At 54.6% G+C, this 20,699-nt stretch carries 22 protein-coding genes; 13 read left to right on the top strand and 9 right to left on the bottom strand.

Annotated elements, in window-relative coordinates:
- Positions 1-113 (bottom strand): flagellin N-terminal helical domain-containing protein (locus tag ACMGEE_RS12855; protein ID WP_495849202.1); only part of this gene is annotated, 113 nt, incomplete at its 3' end.
- 361 nt (positions 114-474) lie between these two features.
- Here ACMGEE_RS12855 and fliD point away from each other — a divergent pair.
- The 4 genes from fliD (at position 475) to amyA (ending at position 4,321) form a co-directional block, all read left to right on the top strand.
- Complete coding sequence (gene fliD, locus ACMGEE_RS12850; RefSeq protein ID WP_394148415.1) at positions 475-1,920, top strand: flagellar filament capping protein FliD; 1,446 nt, start codon at positions 475-477, stop codon at positions 1,918-1,920.
- 16 nt (positions 1,921-1,936) lie between these two features.
- Positions 1,937-2,344 carry a flagellar export chaperone FliS gene (gene fliS / locus ACMGEE_RS12845; RefSeq protein ID WP_125287994.1) on the top strand — a complete coding sequence of 136 codons (408 nt, stop codon included), beginning with the start codon at positions 1,937-1,939 and terminating at the stop codon, positions 2,342-2,344.
- Positions 2,344-2,712, top strand: coding sequence for a flagella biosynthesis regulatory protein FliT (fliT, locus tag ACMGEE_RS12840; RefSeq protein WP_369895712.1), 369 nt, complete (start codon positions 2,344-2,346; stop codon positions 2,710-2,712). Before fliS ends, fliT begins: the two co-directional genes overlap by 1 nt.
- Positions 2,713-2,839: 127 nt before the next feature.
- Positions 2,840-4,321 carry an alpha-amylase gene (gene amyA, locus ACMGEE_RS12835; RefSeq protein ID WP_436830151.1) on the top strand — a complete coding sequence of 494 codons (1,482 nt, stop codon included), beginning with the start codon at positions 2,840-2,842 and terminating at the stop codon, positions 4,319-4,321.
- A gap of 41 nt (positions 4,322-4,362) precedes the next feature.
- On the opposite strand, the gene yedD is transcribed toward amyA, so the two are convergent.
- Complete coding sequence (yedD, locus tag ACMGEE_RS12830) at positions 4,363-4,842, bottom strand: lipoprotein YedD (RefSeq protein WP_436830150.1); 480 nt, start codon at positions 4,840-4,842, stop codon at positions 4,363-4,365.
- A gap of 155 nt (positions 4,843-4,997) precedes the next feature.
- On the opposite strand from yedD, the gene ACMGEE_RS12825 reads away from it, so the two are divergent.
- Positions 4,998-5,321 (top strand): DUF6388 family protein, encoded by a 324-nt coding sequence (locus tag ACMGEE_RS12825; protein ID WP_253460498.1) that lies wholly within the window; start codon positions 4,998-5,000, stop codon positions 5,319-5,321.
- A 425-nt stretch (positions 5,322-5,746) separates the two neighbouring features.
- On the top strand, positions 5,747-7,126 hold the full coding sequence (locus tag ACMGEE_RS12820; protein ID WP_253460495.1) for a GGDEF domain-containing protein: 1,380 nt from the start codon (positions 5,747-5,749) through the stop codon (positions 7,124-7,126).
- A 40-nt stretch (positions 7,127-7,166) separates the two neighbouring features.
- Here ACMGEE_RS12820 and ACMGEE_RS12815 read toward each other — a convergent pair whose 3' ends face one another.
- From ACMGEE_RS12815 to ACMGEE_RS12795, 5 genes are all read right to left on the bottom strand, one after another.
- Complete coding sequence (locus ACMGEE_RS12815; RefSeq protein WP_436830149.1) at positions 7,167-8,915, bottom strand: putative phage tail protein; 1,749 nt, start codon at positions 8,913-8,915, stop codon at positions 7,167-7,169.
- Between the two features lie 257 nt (positions 8,916-9,172).
- Positions 9,173-9,472: a hypothetical protein gene (locus ACMGEE_RS12810; protein WP_253460489.1), complete on the bottom strand. Its 300-nt coding sequence runs from the start codon at positions 9,470-9,472 to the stop codon at positions 9,173-9,175.
- Positions 9,469-11,049, bottom strand: a complete 1,581-nt coding sequence (locus ACMGEE_RS12805) for a DUF7940 domain-containing protein (protein WP_436830148.1) — start codon at positions 11,047-11,049, stop codon at positions 9,469-9,471. The genes ACMGEE_RS12810 and ACMGEE_RS12805 overlap by 4 nt, the downstream gene beginning before the upstream one ends.
- Positions 11,046-11,513, bottom strand: coding sequence for a glycoside hydrolase family protein (locus ACMGEE_RS12800; protein ID WP_436830147.1), 468 nt, complete (start codon positions 11,511-11,513; stop codon positions 11,046-11,048). The genes ACMGEE_RS12805 and ACMGEE_RS12800 overlap by 4 nt, the downstream gene beginning before the upstream one ends.
- A 237-nt stretch (positions 11,514-11,750) precedes the next feature.
- Positions 11,751-12,116 (bottom strand): antiterminator Q family protein, encoded by a 366-nt coding sequence (locus ACMGEE_RS12795; RefSeq protein ID WP_253460486.1) that lies wholly within the window; start codon positions 12,114-12,116, stop codon positions 11,751-11,753.
- A 356-nt stretch (positions 12,117-12,472) separates the two neighbouring features.
- On the opposite strand from ACMGEE_RS12795, the gene ACMGEE_RS12790 reads away from it, so the two are divergent.
- Both ACMGEE_RS12790 and ACMGEE_RS12785 read left to right on the top strand, forming a co-directional pair.
- Positions 12,473-13,042 (top strand): helix-turn-helix domain-containing protein, encoded by a 570-nt coding sequence (locus ACMGEE_RS12790; RefSeq protein WP_369895705.1) that lies wholly within the window; start codon positions 12,473-12,475, stop codon positions 13,040-13,042.
- 399 nt (positions 13,043-13,441) lie between these two features.
- A complete protein-coding gene (locus ACMGEE_RS12785; protein WP_253460480.1) occupies positions 13,442-13,615 on the top strand; it encodes a hypothetical protein in 174 nt (57 codons plus the stop codon).
- Positions 13,616-13,868: 253 nt separating this feature from the next.
- Here ACMGEE_RS12785 and ymcF read toward each other — a convergent pair whose 3' ends face one another.
- Positions 13,869-14,060, bottom strand: coding sequence for a cold shock small protein YmcF (gene ymcF, locus ACMGEE_RS12780; RefSeq protein WP_367317858.1), 192 nt, complete (start codon positions 14,058-14,060; stop codon positions 13,869-13,871).
- Positions 14,061-15,009: 949 nt separating this feature from the next.
- Here ymcF and ACMGEE_RS12775 point away from each other — a divergent pair.
- Entirely contained in the window at positions 15,010-15,198 is a 189-nt protein-coding gene (locus tag ACMGEE_RS12775; RefSeq protein ID WP_436830146.1) for a hypothetical protein, read from the top strand.
- Between the two features lie 170 nt (positions 15,199-15,368).
- On the opposite strand, the gene fliE is transcribed toward ACMGEE_RS12775, so the two are convergent.
- Entirely contained in the window at positions 15,369-15,680 is a 312-nt protein-coding gene (gene fliE, locus ACMGEE_RS12770; protein WP_125288006.1) for a flagellar hook-basal body complex protein FliE, read from the bottom strand.
- A 244-nt stretch (positions 15,681-15,924) separates the two neighbouring features.
- Between fliE and fliF the strand changes: the two genes are divergently transcribed.
- The 4 genes from fliF to fliI are packed head-to-tail and all read left to right on the top strand — an operon-like array spanning position 15,925 to position 20,693.
- Positions 15,925-17,643: a flagellar basal-body MS-ring/collar protein FliF gene (gene fliF / locus ACMGEE_RS12765; protein WP_253460472.1), complete on the top strand. Its 1,719-nt coding sequence runs from the start codon at positions 15,925-15,927 to the stop codon at positions 17,641-17,643.
- Complete coding sequence (gene fliG, locus ACMGEE_RS12760; RefSeq protein ID WP_253460469.1) at positions 17,640-18,632, top strand: flagellar motor switch protein FliG; 993 nt, start codon at positions 17,640-17,642, stop codon at positions 18,630-18,632. The genes fliF and fliG overlap by 4 nt, the downstream gene beginning before the upstream one ends.
- Positions 18,625-19,329: a flagellar assembly protein FliH gene (fliH, locus tag ACMGEE_RS12755; protein WP_253460466.1), complete on the top strand. Its 705-nt coding sequence runs from the start codon at positions 18,625-18,627 to the stop codon at positions 19,327-19,329. The genes fliG and fliH overlap by 8 nt, the downstream gene beginning before the upstream one ends.
- Positions 19,329-20,693 (top strand): flagellar protein export ATPase FliI, encoded by a 1,365-nt coding sequence (fliI, locus tag ACMGEE_RS12750; protein ID WP_125288010.1) that lies wholly within the window; start codon positions 19,329-19,331, stop codon positions 20,691-20,693. The genes fliH and fliI overlap by 1 nt, the downstream gene beginning before the upstream one ends.
- The last annotated feature ends 6 nt before the right edge of the window (positions 20,694-20,699 follow it).

Here is a 20,699-nt window from a genome sequence, read left to right as displayed (position 1 = left end):
TTGATACGCAGACCAGAAGAAAGACGCTCGATAGCGGTGCTCAGAGAAGCCTGTGATTTGTTCAGGTTGTTCTGAGTAGTCAGCGACATGATGTTAGTGTTAATAACGGACATAATAGTTTCCTTCAAAATCAGTTAGTTTGTTAGGCTGAGCTTTTCACGCTCACGGCGTCTGCCACCGTTACTGAAGTTATCGGTTGGGTTAATCTGAACTTTAGAAAAAAAGTAAAAAACCCATTAGCCCGTTGAATCAACATTAAAAATCGTGACTTTTTTACCCTTCCCGACCGCCGTTTCGCGGCCGATGCGTACTCTGCAACTCTCATTATAGTAACCCCGGCCTGAAGAAACGATCTGGCTAATTACCTGCGGATACCCCTCTTATTCTGCCCATTAAATTTTTTTCTGCGGCGTAAACTTTTTATCTCTGCGGCCGATATGTGTTTTGCACCTATCTCATTCTTAAGGATCTCTCATGGCAAGTGTAAGCTCGCTCGGAGTCGGTACCAGCCTTGATCTGGATACCCTTTACACCAGTTTAGAAACCGCTGAGAAGACAAAACTGACCGCGATTACTAAACAACAGACGACCTATAATTCCCAGCTCAGCTCTTATAGCAAGCTGCAGAGTTCTATGGCCGCGCTGCAAACGGCGGCGGCGGCACTGACCAAGACGTCTGCTTTCAGCGCGACGGCCGTAACCAGCACCAATACTTCCTTTACCGCTACTACCGACGCAACGGCCTCAACCGGCGATTACAGCGTTGACGTTGATCAGATAGCGAAAGCGCAGACGCTGATGTCCGGCTCGTTTAGCAGCAACAGCACGGCGCTGGGCGGCACCACCAGCGGCAACAGCCGTACGCTGACCATTGCCCAGGGCGGCAGCACTACGCCGCTGACGATTACGCTGACCGACAGCCAGACGTCGCTGTCCGGCATTGCCGACGCCATTAACAAAAGCGCCGGCAACGTCAGCGCCAGCATTATTAAAGCCAGCAGCGGCGATTACCGTCTGATGCTCAGCTCGAAGACCACCGGCACCGACAGTGATATGACCGTCAGCGTGACCGGCGACGATACGCTGCAAAGCGCGATTGGCTATAGCGCCAGCGCGACCGGCACGCAAAATATGTCGGTGCAGACCGCCTCTCAGAACGCCAAACTCAGTATTAACGGCGTGGCGATTGAGCGCAGCAGCAACAATATTACCGATGCGTTAACCGGCGTTACGCTGAACCTGAACGCTGCCAGCACCGACGCCTCCGGCGAGAAGCTGACGGTTTCACGCTCTATTGATGACAGCAAAAAAACCATCAATGCTTTTGTTACGGCCTATAACTCGCTGAAGTCGACTATTGCTTCGGTTACCAAGTATACCGCCGTTTCAGCTGGCGAAACGCAGTCAAGCAGCAACGGCGCGCTGCTGGGCGACAGTACGGTTCGTGCGGTAGAAAACAGCATGAACTCGATCCTGACCACCGTGCAGGGCGGCTCCTATTCGATTCTGGCGCAGCTGGGCATCACTATCGATCCGGCCGTGCAGAGCGACGGTTCTACCGGCGCACTGACCGTAGACGACACCAAGCTGACCGCCGCGCTGACCAATAACCCGCAGGCTGTCAGCCAGTTCTTTATCGGCGACGGCACCACCACCGGTTTCGCGACCAAGATGAACAGCACCTTAACCGCGATGCTGAGCACCACGGTCGGTAAAGAAGGCATCATCAAGAACGCAGAGGATGGTATCAATACCACGCTGAAAACGCTGAGCGATCGCTATGATCAAATGAGCGATTCGATTGACGCGACGATGGCCCGGTACAAGACGCAGTTTACGAACCTGAGTACGCTCGTAAACTCCCTGACCAACACGTCGACCTACCTGACGTCGCAGTTCACTTCAACTTCATCCAGCTAATTAAGCCGGGGACGATATGTATAAAGATTCAGGAGCACAGCTCTACCGCAAAGTAGGTTTGGAAAGCAGCGTGCTGGGCGCCAGCCAGCAGCAGCTGACCACGCTGTTGTTCGACGGGGCGCTTAGCGCCCTGGTTCGCGCACGGTTGTTTATGCTGGATGGCCAGATTGAAGGCAAAGGCAACGCCATCTCCAAAGCCATCAACATTATTGAAAATGGGTTAAAAGTGGGCCTGGTGGATGAAAGCGGCGACGAGCTGGCTGCCAATCTGCTCGCGCTCTATGACTACATGATAAGACGCCTTCTCCAGGGTAATTTGCAGAATGATGTCGCTGCCGTTCAGGAAGTAGAAGATCTGCTGCGCAACATTGCCGATGCCTGGAAAGAAGTCACTGTTAATACTGTTCTTCAGGACGCCGTTTAATGAATATTGCACCGCATCTGCTCTCGATTTACCAACAGCTTTTAGTGCTCAGCCAGTCAATGTTGCGTCTGGCAACAGAAGGCGAGTGGGATAAATTGATCGAAATGGAAGTCGATTATGTCAGTGCGGTGGGAAAACTGGCGGAGTGTACGCAGCAAACACCCGTCCCGGCTCAGACTCAGGACCAGTTACGTCCTGTACTGCGCCATATCCTTGCCAACGAAGCGGAAGTGAAAAACCTGCTGCAGGCGCGCAAGGCAGAGCTGGCGCAGCTGATTAGCCAGACCAGCCGTCAGAAAACCGTCAATAAAGCCTATGGCGGCATGGCAGGCGTGATCCTGTTCCCGCAAAACGCCCAGGGCGTTTAATTCCACTCGGGCAATCGTCCCGAATGAAGCCAGTAAGCGCAGCGGAAAATATTTCTGCGCTTACCGCGCTTTTCCCGCCGCCTCTTCCATACTTCAGTTTCCCGCTGATGACTATTGGAGCAATGGCATGCGTAACCCCACATTATTACAGTTCTTTCACTGGTATTACCCCGAAGGAAGCAAGCTGTGGCCAGAAGTGGCTGAACGCGCCGAATGGCTGGCGCAGGCGGGGATCACCGATGTCTGGCTGCCACCAGCCTATAAAAGCTCCGAAGGCGCAACAGGCGTAGGCTACGCCACTTACGATCTTTTTGACCTTGGGGAATTTGAACAGAAAGGCAGCCGCGCCACCAAATATGGCGATAAAGAGCAGCTGATCGCGGCGGCGAACGCGCTGAGAGAGCATGAGGTCGGCGTCATTATGGACGTGGTCTTCAACCATAAAATGGGCGCGGACGAAAAAGAGAAGGTGCAGGTCAATCGCGTTAACCCTGAAAACCGGGAAGAGATCGACGACGAGGTGATTGAGGCGGAAGCATGGACCCGTTTTACGTTTCCGGGCCGTGGCGGCCAGTACTCAAAATTTACCTGGGATTATAAATGCTTTAACGGCGTGGACTGCATTGATAACCCGGAGGAGTACGGCGTCTTTAAGATTATCAATGCCTATACCGGCGACGGCTGGAACGAACAGGTTGACGACGAGCTGGGCAATTTTGATTATCTGATGGGCGCCAATATCGATTTCCGCAATCGCGCGGTTACCGAAGAACTGAAGTTCTGGGCGCGCTGGATGATGCAGCAGCTGCCCTGCACCGGCTTTCGTCTGGATGCCGTCAAGCACATTCCCGCCTGGTTCTATAAGCAGTGGATCGATCATATTCAGGAAGTGGCAGAGCAGCCGATGTTTATCGTGGCGGAATACTGGTCGCACGAGGTCGAGAAGCTGCAAAACTATATTCATCAGGTCGAAGGCAAAACCATGCTGTTCGACGCGCCGCTCCAGATGAGATTCCACAATGCCTCCCGCGAGGGCGCCAACTTCGACCTCAGCCAGATTTTCAGCGGGACGCTGGTCGAACACGATCACTGGCATGCTGTAACTATTGTCGCTAACCATGATACCCAGCCGCTCCAGTCGCTGGAGGCGCCGGTAGAGCCCTGGTTTAAACCACTGGCCTATGCGCTGATCCTGCTGCGCGAACAGGGCGTACCCTGCGTCTTTTACCCCGACCTGTTTGGTGCCAGCTACAAAGACACGGGCGGCGATGGCGAAGAGTATCAGATCGATATGCCAGCGATCCCGGAGCTGCCAGCTTTGCTGCGCGCGCGCCAGGAGCATGCGCACGGCATCCAGACCGAATGGTTCGATCATCCGAACTGTGTGGCTTTCGCGCGCAGCGGCACGGATGAACACGCGGGCTGCGTGGTGATTATGTCAAACGGCGAACAGGGCGAGAAAACGCTGCCGCTGGGCATGGATTTTGCCGGTAAAACATGGCACGACTACCTGGGCCATCGTGAAGAGCAGGTGACCTCGGACGAAGAAGGCAACGCGACCTTCTTCTGCAATGCGGGCAGCGTCAGCGTTTGGGTGCTGGATATTTAAAAAAATGCGCGCGCGGCGGGCCGCGCGCGGCTTGTTCAGGATCAGGATTTCCCGTTTTTCATCATCACTTTATGATGCGACCGGCCGTTGCTATGTGCTTTGGCGGCTTTTTGCGCCTGCGCCTGCTCTGTAGCCTGTTTTAACGCTTCCTGACACTCGGCGGTTGGCTGCTGCACCTTCTGCATCACCAGCTTGTCGTAGTGTAGTTCGCTGCCTTCCAGCACCAGCGGCATGACGCGCACTTCATTATTTACATTCACCCAGTCGCCGGAGAATAAGGTGATCTTGCCCGGCTTGGCGATAACGCGCTGCCACTGGCGACAGTCCAGCGTATCGCCTTCGGCGGTAACGATCAGGCTGGCTTTTGCCTCTTTGCTGACCAGCCCCTTCTGCGGCCCCATCGTCTGCCAGTTACCGACCAGGTTTGCAGGCGGCGGCGTTTTAATCGCGCTCTGGTAATTAGGTATTTGCGCACAGCCAGTCATCGCGACGGCAGCGGCCGCTAAAATCCACTTTTTCATGTTCAGTTCCTGATTCTTCAGCCAGGCGCTACGTTATAATTTTTTACCCGTACAATTCAAGCTGTCTCGCCCTGCCCTACGCGCTTTTCAACAGCAGATGCTGAAAAGACGCCGGACGTGTAAACTGGCGCATCATTTTTTTGCCGGACCCCGCTATGAAAACCATTGAAGAGTATTACGCCGCCGCCACCGCGCTTTTTCTGGAAGCGCACCCGGAAATCAAAGCCGGTATCGCCGCGCTGAGCCAGCAGGACGCAGAGACGCTCGGCATGTCGTTACCGGCCTTACAGCGTATGCAAACCGATCGCGCCTATGCTGCGTTTACGCGTGAAAAAAAGCTGGATGGCATGTTGTTCGCCATCCAGCTGGCCGAGCCGGATAAAGCCGTAGCGGCTCAGGCTATCGAAGCCTACCTGCGCCAGCACGCCGAAGCGCTCGGCATGAGCTGGGAAGAATTCTGCATTAAAAACGAGCTGTAGCCGTTTATCCTGCTTTTTTCCGGCGTAATCCCTCTGTTGCGCCGGATAAACGCAACTTCAGGACCGGCCCCGGTGAGAATGCTCTCAAACAGAAAAGCGCAGTGAATAATAATGCGTAAAGCGCACTTTTTTACGGTATATATAGCCTTAACGCCTGTATCTCGTGATAGATCGCGACAGGATGATTAATTTTTCAGGAGATTGAAAACAGCAAATTATAAGGATATTCTTTACGCGCTTTTCCGCCTGGATAAATAAGCCTGACGTTATTGCCTTGTCGCGACCAGGGGCATTATCTGCTTTACCTGTTTGAATCATAAGAAATTATTAAGAATACCAAAATCAGAAAACCAACTGTGATAGCTGGAAGTATAAGCGCAGGCCACGTTTGCGGCATTGCCTTAAATAAAATTTGAGCCACCGAAATGCCATTAAGTAAATATAAAATTAACCTGGTTATTCTGCTATTTTTTATCACTCTTTGTATGGCAATGCTGGGGCTTTACTGCCGCACTAACGCCGCGCTTTCTCTTTTCTGGCCCTGCAACGCGATGCTGCTGGGTCTGCTGGTCCGTTTTCCCCAGCTTAGCTCGGCCCTGACTTTTCCGGCTATTTACGTTGGGCTGGTGACTGCGGATATCGCTTTTGGCACGCATGTCGCTGCCTCAATGGGCATGGACGCGGCCAACCTCTCTTTTATCGTCACCGGCCTTGGCGTCCTGCTAACCGGCAGCACTACGTCACGCCGCCTGCAGGCGCTGAACCGCGTTTTTCCGGCTTCTGTCGTGGGCGCAGCGGTATGCGCGGTTATCGGCTCGGTCGCCAGCCAGCACTATTTTCATGACGATTTGGTGCAGGGCTGGATTTCCTGGTTTTGCGAGCAGGTATCCACTTCTATTCTGCTGTTGCCGGTCATGATTACCCTGCCCCGCAGCGATGAAATCAACGAGCTGCTGAGGGAGTGCCGTCAGGTTTCGCCGCTGCCGCTGATTTCGCTGGGCGTATCCATCGCCGCCGGCATTAGCGTGGGCGGCGGCGGCAGCCTGATTTTTCCCCTCCCGGCGCTGATGTGGTGCGCGGTCAGCTATCCGCTTTTTATCACCTGTCTGCTGACGCTTATCACGGGCATCACTGAAATTATCCTGGTCGCCAGCAACGTATTAACGATTCAGGGCAGAGACGATTTCTTTCTGATCGATAGTCTTGCTTCGGCGCGGCTGGGCGTAGCGGCGATGACGGTCAGTCCGCTGATCGTCGCCCTTAGCGCTACCGCCAATAAAAAGCTGGTGGCGCGCATTACCCGACGGGCCGATTACGATCTGCTTACCGGCGCGCTGACCCGCAGCGGTCTGGCCGCCAGGCTCGACGCTTTGATGGCGCGCAGGGATCATAACTTTAACGGTGCGGCTTTTGTGGTGGATATCGATCGCTTTAAAAATATCAACGACACTTTTGGACATGCGGCGGGAGATTATGTGCTGGCGCAAACCGTCGAGCGTATTCGTCAGACGCTACAGCAAACGGCGATTATCAGTCGGATGGGGGGTGAGGAGTTTTTAATTTTAATTGAGGATATTTCGCTGCCTCGCGCTTTTCTGCTCGCCAACCGGCTGCGGCAGAGCATTGAGCAGCATACGATTATTCTTAACGACGACGATTTAAGCGTGACGATCAGCATCGGTATCAGCTCGCTGGAGCGGGTTGATGCTAAAACGCTGGATGAAGCGATTAAGAGCGCGGATAAACAGCTCTATCTGGCCAAAAGCAGCGGCCGCAATCGGGTCTGTCCGGAAGTTGTGCTGTAAAAAAAAAGGCCGCCATCACTGGCGGCCAAAGCCTTAACGGCTAATAGTAAGCAATTTTACGGTCTGTACCGTTAATATTGACCGTGACATAGCCTGCTACTGTCGTGGTCGAAGGTGCTGTAGCGGTAGCGGTAGCTATCGTCAGCACGCCTTTTTCATTGGCGCCAATCCCTGCCAGTCCGTTGTGCAGGCTCATCCTGGCGTTAACCACCGTTGTCCCTACGACGCTGGCATCGGCTTCTGCCAGACTGGGTCGGTAGTAACAGCACTCGCCGGAATCAAAGCGGCTTGGGCCCGTCGCCCGCAGGCTGAACGAGGTATCGCCGCTGTTGGCTTTCACCTTGATAAAGACTTCCGCAACGGTCATCCCAACACGGTTGATTTTGGCCTCCAGCACGGACGGCAAGCCTTTGTGCTGCATATCGCCATAAATACCGTTCCAGCAGCGCGAAATATTCAGCCAGGTCATACAGGAGTTGGTTGAGGTGATCGGATTGCCCAGCGTTTTATCCAACGCTTCCGTACTTAGCTTGCCGATAATCTCAAAAACCCATTGCAGGTTATCTTTCGGGAAGTTAATTAATCCCAGATTGAACCACTTATCGGTGCTGGTATTGTTCGTCACCCGATAGCCGGAGTACCAGCCGGGACGAATCGAACCGTTGAGCGAGATACCGTAGTTTTCATCGCGGCGCCAGCCGTACTCAAAGGCGGACAGCCAGCGGCTTTTATCATCAAAGGTCAGGTCCAGCGCGCTGCCGCTTTGCAGGTTAAGCTGACGCATCTGCACGCGGCTGTTGGTCATATTCAGCTTGTTGGCGCAATCCTCCACGCTCAGCGCATCGACAATCCACTGCCCGTCACTTAAGTTGCCGGGGAAGCGGGTATGTTCGATCCAGACGTTGTTGATCAACCCCTGGGTCACGCGCGGCATCCACAGCGTCGCTTCGCCATAGCCGTACTGGAAGTTCGCATTCGTCAGCTCAATTGCCGTTGAGTGATCCCACGAACCCGCCGCCGTGCCGGAATAGTTGACGTCAAAAATCCGGCCGTAGGTGGTGGTGGTATAAATCTGGTTAAACTTGGTATCCAGGGTATCCAGCAGCTTGATAACCGTACCGCCGCAGTACTGTGCGCGGAAGCCGTCAATCAGGACGGATTCGCCCGCCACGATGGTATTTTCAAAGAACGGCTGCGTGTTGGAACACAGATCCGCCGTAATTGCCCCCGTATTGGTTTTGACATCCGCCGCCGTCTGACCATCCCAGCAGATACCTTCAATGGTGACACGCCGCGATTTAACCTTGAATACCGGCGATGACGACTTATCGGAGATAATCGTGGTACGGGGGATGGCGCCGTGCGGGTTGTGGTCCCCGAAAAGATAGAAGAACGCCGTCTCACTTGCTGAAATATCAATAGGCTTAACCAGAAATTTACCCGCCGGGAAGCGCACGGCGATATCACGCATACTGGTGTTATACGTCTGTGCCCAGTTCAGCATGTTTTTAACCGGCGTAGTATCGTCGTTAGCGCCATCACCGCGTGCGCCGAAATGGAACAGGTTTACCTCATCCGGATCGTCCACCACGCGGCGCCAGTAGAAGCCGTTTCCGACCGCAATGGTACCGCCATTATCTGCCGGCAAAGAAGTGGTAACGTAGCCCACGAAATTACCGCCGCCGCGATAGTAGTTGTCGTTATTATAATAACGACGCAGGATAGCCAGCTCGCCGGTTTTGGATGGCGCAGTTGTTTTCAGTTCAGCAAAAGAGTTAACTTCAATCATAATAACCTCCGCGACAATAAGCAGGTGCAAATTGCCTGTAGTGAATAAAAGAATAGTTAAACAGATTTAGCCTTTATTATTTCCCGCCTGCTCCTTCCCCTGGAGGACGATTAGTGTCCGTTTTATTTGTGCAGAGTTTATTCCACATATCATTGTGCACATTTATTTCCTTCACTGTCCTGATGTCCATGAGTTTCCAGTCTTCCCCGTATGTTTTAATAGGTGAGAAAAACGTACAGGATGAATCCACAATTAGCCTAGGGCTGTTTGTCGTTGTATTGCGACTCGCGCAGCTTGCGACGAGCGTCGTCGTCATTAAGAGCATTATTAGCGGCCTGAACATTTTTGGCTTCCTCGCTATTTTTTGCCTGCTTTTCAGCAACGGCGGAAATTTGCGCGCTTTCAACCTTTGCGGCCTGAACGTCCGCTTTCGCTTTCTCCTGCACCTTGCCGGTTTTTTTACCGCCGAACCAGCTGGCCACGACTGCCGCGATTACTACGCCGATCCCGGCAAGGACATGCCAGCTCCCGTTAAATAAGGCGAGGAAACTTGTCATGATTTCTCTCCCGGTTTAGGCTGCGTTTCCGGTGCCACAGGGGCTGAAGCAGGTGCTGCCGCCGTATGCGAACCGCCTGGCCTGCCGGCTACGGCAGTTTGATCCGACGTTACTACCGAAACTTCAGGCGCTACGGGCGTTGATACCGGCGCTACGGGCGTTGCGTCAGAGTCCGCAGGTGCCGGGTCAGATGGCGTCGTTGCGTCAGGTGCCGTCGTTTCCGGCGTGACCGGCCTGCCGGGTACCGCGGTTTGCTCCGACGTCACGACTGACACCTCAGGCGCCACGGGCGTTGATACTGGTGCCGCAGGCGTTGAGTCAGATTCCGCAGGTGTCGGATCGGGCGGCGTTGTCGTTTCTGACATGGTCGGCCTGCCGGGTACCGCGGTTTGCTCTGACGTCACGACCGACACCTCAGGCGCCACGGGCGTTGATACCGGCGCTGCGGGCGTTGAGTCAGATTCCGCAGGCGCTGCGTCAGGCGGCGTCGTTGTGTCAGATTCCGCAGGTGCTGCGTCAGGCGTCGTTGTCGTTTCCGGCGTAACCGGTCTGCCGGGCACCGGAGTTTGCTCCGATGTCACGACTGAAACCTCAGGTGCCACGGGCGTTGATATCGGCGCGGCGGGCGCTGAATCAGAGTCCGCAGGCGCTGCGTCAGGCGGCGTCGTTGCGTCAGGCTGCGTCGTTGCGTCAGGCTGCGTCGTTGCGTCAGGCTGCGTCGTTTCCGGCGTAACCGGCCTGCCGGGCACCGGGGTTTGCTCCGATGTCACGACTGAAACCTCAGGCGCCACGGGCGTTGATACCGGTGCCGCAGGCGTTGAATCAGATTCCGCAGGTGCTGCGTCAGACGGCGTCATTGCGTCAGGCTGCGTCGTTTCCGGCGTAACCGGCCTGCCGGGCACCGGAGTTTGCTCTGATGTCACGACTGACACCTCAGGTGCCACGGGCGTTGATACCGGTGCCGCAGGCGTTGAATCAGATGCCGCAGGTGCTGCGTCAGACGGCGTCGTTGCGTCAGGCGGCGTCGTCGTTTCCGGCGTAACCGGCCTGCCGGGCACGGGGGTTTGCTCTGACGTCACGACCGACATCATGGCCGAAGAGGATCCCATCCCCGATGCTGCTGCCATTGGCATTGCTAATATCTCTGGCATCACCGAGCCGGAAGCCATAGCCGGCGCCGTAACCGCGGTTAGCGGGTTAGCGACCGGCACCCGAATTGGCCTTATTTCCGCCGTTGGCCCGGCGGCCAGCTGCCCTTTTTCCGCCGCTAATTTTTTCTGTCGGATAAACTGGGCGATTACCGCCATCGCGACCATAAAAGAGGCCAGGAAGCCCAGAAAATGCTGCGGAATAACCGTTTTTACATCCTCAGGCAGGCCGTTCCACGCGCTGGAAGCGGAATCCGGGAAGGACTGCACCCAGGCGCCGATGGCCGAGCCGGCGGAGGCCAGCCAGACAGACCAGGTTTTGAACAGGAGCTTAGCGTGGGCTACCAGCTGGATGTTGCCGTGTTTACTGCTCCACCAGACGATAAACCCGATCGCCATCACAATAAGAATAAAGAGGATAAATTTCATAACGCCCCCTGCCACGCATCATAAGTTCCGCTGCGCATAGCCTCTGCATGACGCTTCGCTCGGGCAGGCGTCTGTTTTGCCCAGAGGCTGCTCAGCATTCCTTCCGCCGCGCCTGAAAAGTTTTTATTGGAAATCATGACCAGCGTATTTTTAAACGCGGCCAGCCCGTCGATGCCAAGCTGATAAGCCATACTGTAAAGCACATCAGCGCGAGCTTCGTTGCACTCTTTGAGCGCGGCTACTAATACCGGTCTGTTATTCATTTCCTTTATTTTTTCGTTAATTATTTTTTGCATCCATACATCGCCGACCTCACGCGGAACGGTGAATGAATAATATTTCAGCGGCGCCTCTTTGGGGCCAATGAGAATACCGCAACCCACCGTTGGGTAGCCTTCAGTATCGATATATGGCTTCTCTTTATAGCCTTCTTCATAGGCCAGAATTTGAATTATCTTACTCATTTTTCACCCCTTCATCGAATAAGCCGCCGTAGCGGAATGGATAAGGACCTTTCCCCGGTGAAAATGAATTTTATATTTATGCAGGCGGTTTAAATTGCCTTTCTAACACACTAGAACCGAAATTGCGTACGCAACCAATTTTTCTTAAAAAAATTTTCAAGCTATAGGAAAAGATATTTAAAGTTAAAGGAATTTTTTAAAGGAAATAAAATATTTAGGCCCGTAACGAGGCGAAAATTATTTTTCGCACTCCAGCTCTACCTCCAGCGCGCTCAGCACGCCTTCAACAAAGCCCTCGGCGGTTTGCAGCTGTTTACGAATGGTGCCGTCCGCACAGCGACGACGGCGCGCAATTGAGCGCAGTGAGATCCGATAGTGATAGTGCGCCACCAGCAGCGCATGTTCGTCAGGATGATTAATTTTCAGTCTGCTGATGCAGCTATCAAGGATCATGCCGTCGTTATCACTACAGGTAGGACGATCGGAAGGCGCGGCGGTAATCAATCCGCGGAATCCGGCGGCGATGTGTGAATAGCTGACGCCGCTCTGTTCCGTCGCCGCCCAGCCTCCCCATTTCTCCAGCAAGCGTTTCATGTCTCGCATCTTGACCCCCTCAGAGTGAGTAAAGCAGAAGAAAAAATGAAGTTTCCCACACTTTCTCTTAACACCTGCTAATTTCAAAACGGTACTGTTTTTTTGCGTGCGGCGCTGCCGCTTCGCTTGTATTCCCTGGGTCAAATGGGTTGCCAGCGGTTAGGCTGGACGGCCTGATTGTCAAAGAGCGGGCGTGCTGAAACTGATAGCCTGAAGGAAGAACTTTTATCCGCTTAAGTATCAACACACCTTAATTAATAGCATAGGTTATTAAACCTGCCAATAGCAAAGCGTGTTTGACGAAAAATACGCGTCGCTATAAATTCTGGTATATGAAACCGAATACACTCGCCTACCGACTGAACATGGCTATGACCATGATGGGGATCACCCAGGGTGCTTTAGCTAAAGCATCGGGCGTATCACAACCTACGATCTGGCGTCTGACCAAGGGAGAGGCCGAAGGGTCGCGCAAACTGGTCGATATTGCCAGAGCGCTGGATGTTAATGTGCAATGGCTGGCCAGCGGCGAAGGAGAGATGCGCGGCAACGCTGGGCTGAGCGCTATTGATAAAGTAAAAAGTGGATCGACGATTCCGGTCTGGGGACCGGAAGGGAAAACAGGGGAAATAGTCTCTTCGCCCAATGGAGTAAAGGCGAAGAAGACCTGGCGCGCCTACATTCTTGACAGGAACAGTGGCTGCGCGGAAGCTACTACCGGCAGCATCGTTATTGTCGATACCGACGTACCACCCGAATCTGGAGATTTGGTCATGGCCAGGGTGAGTTCACGCATCTCGGTTTATCGCTATCTGGAAGGCCCCTCCAATGGTTTTTTAACCGTGGACGATCCCCGATTGCCCGCCGTAGAACTCTCCGATGAGTCAGAACTGATTGGCGTAGCGATCTTTCTAATCCGTGATTTAAGGCGATAGTTACTGACATCCTGCCCTGGCAGAATGGTTTCTTTGTAACGCCCCCCAGACACTCTGTGCAGCACAGATATCATCAGCTTATCCTCGCGAAAACCCATCCTCTGTAACAGTTAATCTGCGCAGAGGCTTTGGCGCATTGATTCAACTGAATAGATTAGTAAAGCTTTTAATAACATCGCCAGAATAATACGTAAAAAAAGCGTTAGGAAAATAATTAATCAAAGAAAAACAGTAACTTAAGCCAATAACAAAAGTTATACTTGCAATACCTATTGATATTAATAATAACTATGGCTATTGTTTTTTAAGGTGGACAAATTCCCCCCACTTAACATTCCTCATCGCCTTGTTTAAGTCGCTGGGAAATCGACTAATTTGCCCGTAACCGGAGGGTTGTTTATGACCATTATCATCTGGAAAAAGTCCCGTCCTGCCGGCACCAGCAAGAGCCGTTATAAGGCCAGACGTGCCGAGATGCAGAAGGTGTTGGCGCAGGAAGAACAGCTTGCCCGGCGGATAACGCGAACGTTGGCGGGCTGCAGTCTGAGGGTGCTGAAGGCGGTACACAAGTGACACAATGGCCTGCTCCTGTAATTTATACTGGTTTTATATACAGTATTATTTCTTTTACCGGGCAGGCAAGTTTTTTTCATAGCGGCTGGTACGGTTTTAAAGGTCGTTCTCCCCTTCCCACCGTTCCCCGTACCGTTGCAGGGCGCAACAGTGCAGGCCTGCGCAGTAAAATGCGCGCAGGCCGACGGAAAATCAGGCCCGATCGGCGTTAGCAGCGTGACAGGCCGGAAAAAAAGTTTTTTGGGGCGATAGACTAGCTGGCGAAAGCTTTATAGCTAACCGTCATGGTGGCTTTGCAGAAGATGCAGTTAGCGCCGTGAGGATTTTTAGGCGTGATACTGTGGAGCGAGAAGCGGTACTGACATCCGTGGCATGTCGGACATCTGAATTTGATAGGAGGAATAAGTAGCCTTAGTTTTACGAAATTGAAGCTCCAGCCTAACACTCCCTGCCGCCTCTGTCGAATCTAACGCCCGTTCCACATCGATAAATGCGATTATTTATTCCGTCAGACTGCTTCGTTAACGTTGGTGAAGTTCTTAAAGCCTCTTCTGATATGGATACGCCTGCTAAAACGCCATCACAGCGCTGTCACAGCATTTTTATCCATTAACGTCCTGTCACCCTGGTAGCCTGTCGTAACGGTGTCAGTCGCTCGACAGCGGCTCTGAAGCGGGCTGTCGTCATAGCTGCCCGGACCCTTGATATATTCACGGCCTTTAAGGCCTTTTGCCGACATTAAGACTAAACTCAAGGGGCATTTATCCCGGTCGACATAATCCGGATAGCGTAATCGTACCACCCCCTTGTCAAGCCTTACGCCTTTCACACTCAGAAACAGTCAAATCTTGTTTATCAATTCTTTGGGGGGGATTTTACCGTTGTGTTTTTTGCGACCCGTTTCCGGCTGCCGTACGTAACCAGAAGCAGGGTAAAAAAAATCAGAGCTGAGCCAATCAACGTTTCCATTAAAAGCCTGCCTTAATGATTTGATGAAGTCCCTATTTTTGCCCGACGCCGCTAAACGCTTTGCCAACATGCTGCATAAATGTCCTGTTCTGCCCTTCTGGTAAGCGCTATCTGACGCCGCTATAACGATTTTTTGCTCCCGTTTTGCGAAGGGTTATGCATTCTTCTGCAAGTCGGCTGTAAGAGATTTTATTTTTTGAAATAAACGTCAGATCTGAAAGAAGTTGTCGGTGACAGCCTTTCGGCAACAGGCTTAGGATACAAAACGGAGTCAGAGAAAAGTCAGGACAGACCGTTACAACGGATGCCAAAAGCAGTATGGCAAGGGAGCGTAACTTATGCGAAGGCAAGTAAAGAAAACAGACAGCTTGCCGTTCCCGGCGTTAAACCAGCCTCATGACGGCCAGATCAGCGGAGAAGAAAGGATGCTTAACCGAATCAAAAAACTGGAAGAAGATATGTACATCGTCCGGACAGACGTGGTGGTCATCAAGGCCAGCTATGCCACACGGGCAGACGTCAGCGAAGCGAAACAAAGCATTATTTTATGGGTGGTAAGCGCCATTTTTCTGGTGCAGCTTTTACCTGCTTTTATTCATTACTTCAGCCCGTAAGCCGGCAGGCCACGGCATTCGCCCGGCAAAACTGCTGCTGGCATCCGTAAGCCAGCCAGATGCGCAATGGCGCGATGGCCCTACCCCAGAAACGTTGGCGCCCAGGCCTGCGTATGGCCCTGGCGCGAAATACGGCGGTAATAGCGGTTTTAAACCAGAAGGCTGGCGGACTATACCTGCATATTCATCACTTCGGAGTAGGCGTTGACCAGCTTGTTGCGCACCTGAATGCCCATCTGCATAGAGAGCGATGCCTTCTGCATATCGATCATAACGTCATTCAGGTTCACGCCGGGTTTACCCAACTCAAAATCCTGCGCCTGCGTACGTGCTTCAGTTTGCGTATCGCTGATTTTGTTCAGCGCAACTTTCATCGCGTCTGCGAAATCTGCGTGGCTGGCCGCATCGGTCTGCTTACCGCTTGCCTGAATCGCTGCGGTCTGCAGCTGCTGCATTACGCTCTCAATACCCTGAATTGCCATGACTTACCTCGGTTAGAAAAGGAAGAAGATTTTTGCTGTGTGAAAACTTACCACAATGTCAATAAGACAAAGCCCGTAAATAAGAGCAAAAGTCATAGCTTATCCAGCCATCGAATTTTTCATTTCAGAAAATAATGGCACCCCATAAGAGGTGGATTAATTTGTTTAGCCAGCACATCAGGGAGTCAGATTTGTTACGACACTACACGAAACAGTCCGGTCAACTGTCAGGCGGGAAAGAGTCATGAATGCAACTGTCACGCAGGATCAACCAGAGAAGAAAGGTTTGAACGACCTTTTTGCTCGTTTAAAGGCAAATCCTCGCATCCCGATTATCATCGCTGCGGCGGCTGCCGTTGCCATTGTAATCGCCATGGTGCTGTGGGCCAAACAGCCTGAGTACCGTGTGCTTTACAACAACCTCAGCGATGAAGATGGCGGCGCCATCGTCACTCAGCTGACCCAGATGAACATTCCTTATCAGTTCGATGATAAGGGCGGCGCGCTGATGGTGCCCGCTGAGAAAGTGCACGAGCTGCGTCTGCGCCTGGCCCAACAGGGCCTGCCGAAAGGCGGCGCGGTCGGCTTCGAGCTGCTGGATCAGGAAAAGTTCGGCATCAGCCAGTTTAGCGAGCAGGTTAACTACCAGCGCGCGCTGGAAGGCGAACTGTCCCGTACTATCGAAACGTTAGGCCCGGTCAAGAACGTACGCGTACATCTTGCCATGCCAAAACCGTCGCTGTTTGTGCGTGAACAGAAAGCGCCAACCGCATCGGTTACCCTGACGCTGCAGCCCGGCCGTGCGCTGGACCAGGGTCAAATCAGCGCTATCGTGCATATGGTATCCAGCAGCGTTGCCGGCCTGCCGCCGGGCAACGTGACCGTGGTCGACCAGGCCGGTCATCTGCTGACGCAGTCCGATAATGCCGACCGCGATCTGAATGACGCGCAGCTGAAATACGCCAGCGATGTGGAAACCCGCTACCAGCAGCGTATCGAAGCGATCCTGAACCCGATTTTGGGTAACGGCAACGTACACGCTCAGGTAACGGCGCAGATTGATTTTAATGCTCGTGAGCAGACCGACGAGAAGTATCAGCCCAACACCGATCCTTCTAAACAGGCGATCCGCTCACGGCAGAGCAGCAACAGCGAGCAGTCCGGCGGTCAGTCCGGTGGCGTGCCCGGCGCACTCTCTAACCAGCCTGCGCCTGCCAACAGCGCGCCGGTGACGACGCCAGCTAATGGCGCAAACGGTGCCAATGGTGCGAACGGTGCGAACAGCACCACGGCGAACAACGCCACGGCAAACCAGAACAGCAGCACGACAAAAACCGGGCCGTTAAGTAGCCGTAATGATGACACCACGAACTACGAAGTAGACCGCACCATCCTGCATACCAAGATGAATGTAGGTGAAGTACAGCGTCTTTCTGTAGCCGTAGTGGTGAACTACAAAACCGACGCGGCCGGCAAGCCGATAGCGCTGACCGATGCGCAGCTGAAGCAGATTGACAACCTGACGCGTGAAGCGATGGGCTATTCAGAGCAGCGCGGCGATACGCTGAACGTGGTGAACTCCCAGTTCAACGATACGCAGGAAATCGGTGGCGACCTGCCATTCTGGCAGCAGCAGTCCTTTATCGACCAGATAATGGAAGCCGGACGCTGGTTGCTGGTACTGATTGTGGCCTGGATCCTTTACCGCAAGCTGGTTCGTCCACAGCTGCAGCGTAAAGCGCTTCAGGAGAAAGCGATGGTGGATGCCGCGACCCAGGCAAGAGCGGGCAGCGATGACGATGCCGTCTCCGTGAAGCTGTCGAAAGACGAGCTTGATCAAGAGCGTAAGTCTCAGCACCGCATGAGTGCTGAGGTAATGAGCCAGCGTATTCGTGAGATGTCGGAAAACGACCCACGCGTGGTGGCTCTGGTCATTCGCCAGTGGATGAAGGACGAACTATGAGTCTCACCGGTACCGAAAAAAGCGCCATTCTGATGATGACGATTGGCGAAGACCGCGCGGCCGAGGTGTTCAAACACCTTGGCGCCCGCGAGGTGCAGCACCTGAGCGCCGCGATCTCTAACATGCGTCAGGTTTCTCACAAGCAGCTGACCGAAGTACTGCATGAGTTTGAAAACGATGCCGAACAGTTTGCGGCGCTGAGCGTTAACTCTAACGACTACCTGCGCTCCGTACTGACTAAAGCGCTGGGCGAAGAGCGCGCAGCCAGCCTGCTGGAAGATATTCTGGAAACCCGCGAAACCACTACGGGCATGGAAACGCTCAACTTTATGGAGCCACAGGCGGCGGCAGACCTGATCCGCGACGAGCATCCGCAGATCATTGCTACCATTATGGTACACCTGAAGCGTTCGCAGGCGGCCGATATCCTGGCCCAGTTCGACGAGCGTCTGCGTCACGACGTGATGCTGCGTATCGCCACCTTCGGCGGCGTGCAGCCAGCGGCGCTGGCCGAGCTGACCGAGGTACTGAACGGCCTGCTCGATGGTCAGAACCTCAAGCGTGCGAAGATGGGCGGCGTGAGAACCGCAGCGGAAATCATCAACCTGATGAAGACGCAGCAGGAAGAAGCGGTTATCGAAGCGGTACGCGACTTCGACGGCGAACTGGCGCAGAAAATTATCGACGAAATGTTCCTGTTCGAAAACCTGGTGGAGGTCGACGACCGCAGCATCCAGCGTCTGTTGCAGGAAGTGGAATCGGAATCGCTGCTGGTGGCGCTGAAAGGCTCCGAACAGCCGCTGCGCGAGAAGTTCCTGCGCAACATGTCGCAGCGTGCGGCAGATATTCTGCGCGACGACCTGGCGAACCGTGGCCCGATGCGTATGTCGGCAGTGGAAAGCGAACAGAAAGCCATCCTGCTTATCGTTCGTCGTCTGGCGGAAAGCGGCGAGATGGTGATTGGCGGCGGCGAGGAACAGTATGTCTGATAAATCTTCACTTCCCTGGCAGCGCTGGCAGCCCAACGATCTTGGGCAGCCGAATAAGCCGCTGATGGCCTCGTTCGACGAGCCGGAAGCGCCGCTGGCGGATCTGACAGACGATCCGTTCAGCCAGCAGCAGTCTGAGCTGGAGCAGATGCAAAACCAGGCGCGCAGCGAAGCGCAGGGCCAGGGCTATGCCGAAGGGCATCAGCAGGGGTTCAGTGAAGGACAGAAAGCAGGCTATGAAGCCGGCTTTCAGCAGGGGCTGGCCGAGGCGCAGCAGCAGCAGGCGCCGCTTCAGGCCCGTATGCAGCAGCTGGTCTCTGAGTTTTCCCACACGCTGGAAGCGTTGGACAGCGTGATCGCCGCCCGTCTGATGCAGCTGGCGCTGGAGGCCGCTCGCCAGGTGATTGGCCAGGCGCCGCACGTCGACGGCACCGCCCTGCTTCGTCAAATCCAGGGAATGATCCAGCAGGAGCCGATGTTCAGCGGTAAACCCACGCTGCGCGTGCATCCGGATGATTTACAGCGTATTGAGCAGTCGCTGGGCGCCACGCTCAGCCTGCACGGCTGGCGCCTGATGGCGGACAGCACTATCCATCCCGGCGGCTGTAAAGTCAGCGCCGAAGATGGCGACCTTGACGCCAGCATCGCTACCCGCTGGCACGAACTCTGCCGCCTTGCCGCGCCGGGAGAACTGTAATGACCACCTCTCGCCTGTCGCGCTGGCTTGGCGCGCTTGACTCTTTCGAACAGCGTCTGGCCAATGTGCCGGACGTTCGCCGCTATGGTCGCCTGACCCGCGCCACCGGCCTGGTGCTGGAAGCGACCGGCCTGCAGCTGCCGCTGGGCGCGACCTGCGTGATCGAGCGCATGGACGGCAACGGCGTCAGCGAAGTCGAGAGCGAAGTCGTCGGTTTTAACGGCCAGAGGCTGTTTTTGATGCCGCTGGAAGAAGTAGAAGGCATTTTGCCTGGCGCGCGCGTGTATGCCCGCGTGGCCGGCGACAGCCAGCACAGCGGCAAACAGCTGATGCTTGGCCCGGAGCTGCTGGGACGCGTGCTCGACGGCAGCGGTCGGCCGCTGGACGGGCTGCCTTCGCCGGAAACCGGCTATCGCGCGCCCTTGATTACGCCGCCGTTTAACCCGCTGCAGCGTACGCCGATTACCGACGTGCTGGACACCGGCGTGCGGGCCATTAACGCCCTGCTGACCGTGGGTCGCGGCCAGCGTATGGGCCTGTTCGCCGGGTCCGGCGTGGGTAAAAGCGTGCTGCTGGGCATGATGGCGCGCTACACCAAAGCCGACGTAATTGTGGTTGGGCTGATTGGCGAGCGTGGCCGTGAAGTAAAAGACTTTATTGAAAATATTCTGGGCGCCGAGGGCCGCGCGCGCTCGGTAGTGATCGCGGCGCCAGCGGATGTTTCTCCGCTGCTGCGTATGCAGGGCGCGGCCTACGCCACGCGCATCGCGGAAGATTTTCGCGATCGCGGCCAGCACGTGCTGTTGATTATGGATTCCCTGACTCGTTACGCCATGGCCCAGCGTGAAATCGCCCTGGCTATCGGTGAGCCGCCTGCCACCAAAGGCTATCCGCCTTCCGTTTTCGCCAAGCTGCCCGCGCTGGTGGAACGTGCCGGTAACGGCATTGACGGCGGCGGCTCCATTACCGCTTTTTATACGGTGCTGACCGAAGGCGATGACCAGCAAGATCCCATTGCGGACTCCGCGCGCGCCATTCTTGACGGTCACATCGTGCTGTCGCGTCGCCTGGCGGAGTCGGGCCACTATCCGGCCATTGATATTGAAGCGTCGATCAGCCGCGTGATGTCGCATCTGATCGACGATACGCACTATGCGCGGGTTCGCCAGTTCAAACAGCTGCTTTCCAGCTATCAGCGCAACCGCGATCTGGTAAGCGTGGGCGCCTATGCCGCCGGCAGCGATCCGACGCTGGATAAAGCGATCAAGCTCTATCCGGAGCTGGAAACCTTCTTACAGCAGGGCATGTTTGAGCGCAGTACATTTGACGACGCCTGTCTGCATCTGCAGGCAATTTTTGGTTAAGGGCTG

The sequence above is a fragment of the Erwinia artemisiae genome, assembly GCF_051400835.1.
GTDB lineage: Bacteria > Pseudomonadota > Gammaproteobacteria > Enterobacterales > Enterobacteriaceae > Erwinia > Erwinia aeris.
The sequence above is the reverse complement of the archived record's forward strand: the minus strand, read 5'-3'. Positions and strand labels throughout refer to the sequence as shown.

Coding starts and splice junctions, on each gene's coding strand:
- fliD (WP_394148415.1), top strand. CDS start 475: ATGGCAAGTGTAAGCTCGCTCGGAGTCGGTACCAGCCTTGATCTGGAT.
- fliS (WP_125287994.1), top strand. CDS start 1,937: ATGTATAAAGATTCAGGAGCACAGCTCTACCGCAAAGTAGGTTTGGAA.
- fliT (WP_369895712.1), top strand. CDS start 2,344: ATGAATATTGCACCGCATCTGCTCTCGATTTACCAACAGCTTTTAGTG.
- amyA (WP_436830151.1), top strand. CDS start 2,840: ATGCGTAACCCCACATTATTACAGTTCTTTCACTGGTATTACCCCGAA.
- yedD (WP_436830150.1), bottom strand. CDS start 4,842: ATGAAAAAGTGGATTTTAGCGGCCGCTGCCGTCGCGATGACTGGCTGT.
- ACMGEE_RS12825 (WP_253460498.1), top strand. CDS start 4,998: ATGAAAACCATTGAAGAGTATTACGCCGCCGCCACCGCGCTTTTTCTG.
- ACMGEE_RS12820 (WP_253460495.1), top strand. CDS start 5,747: ATGCCATTAAGTAAATATAAAATTAACCTGGTTATTCTGCTATTTTTT.
- ACMGEE_RS12815 (WP_436830149.1), bottom strand. CDS start 8,915: ATGATTGAAGTTAACTCTTTTGCTGAACTGAAAACAACTGCGCCATCC.
- ACMGEE_RS12810 (WP_253460489.1), bottom strand. CDS start 9,472: ATGACAAGTTTCCTCGCCTTATTTAACGGGAGCTGGCATGTCCTTGCC.
- ACMGEE_RS12805 (WP_436830148.1), bottom strand. CDS start 11,049: ATGAAATTTATCCTCTTTATTCTTATTGTGATGGCGATCGGGTTTATC.
- ACMGEE_RS12800 (WP_436830147.1), bottom strand. CDS start 11,513: ATGAGTAAGATAATTCAAATTCTGGCCTATGAAGAAGGCTATAAAGAG.
- ACMGEE_RS12795 (WP_253460486.1), bottom strand. CDS start 12,116: ATGCGAGACATGAAACGCTTGCTGGAGAAATGGGGAGGCTGGGCGGCG.
- ACMGEE_RS12790 (WP_369895705.1), top strand. CDS start 12,473: ATGGCTATGACCATGATGGGGATCACCCAGGGTGCTTTAGCTAAAGCA.
- ACMGEE_RS12785 (WP_253460480.1), top strand. CDS start 13,442: ATGACCATTATCATCTGGAAAAAGTCCCGTCCTGCCGGCACCAGCAAG.
- ACMGEE_RS12775 (WP_436830146.1), top strand. CDS start 15,010: ATGCTTAACCGAATCAAAAAACTGGAAGAAGATATGTACATCGTCCGG.
- fliE (WP_125288006.1), bottom strand. CDS start 15,680: ATGGCAATTCAGGGTATTGAGAGCGTAATGCAGCAGCTGCAGACCGCA.
- fliF (WP_253460472.1), top strand. CDS start 15,925: ATGAATGCAACTGTCACGCAGGATCAACCAGAGAAGAAAGGTTTGAAC.
- fliG (WP_253460469.1), top strand. CDS start 17,640: ATGAGTCTCACCGGTACCGAAAAAAGCGCCATTCTGATGATGACGATT.
- fliH (WP_253460466.1), top strand. CDS start 18,625: ATGTCTGATAAATCTTCACTTCCCTGGCAGCGCTGGCAGCCCAACGAT.
- fliI (WP_125288010.1), top strand. CDS start 19,329: ATGACCACCTCTCGCCTGTCGCGCTGGCTTGGCGCGCTTGACTCTTTC.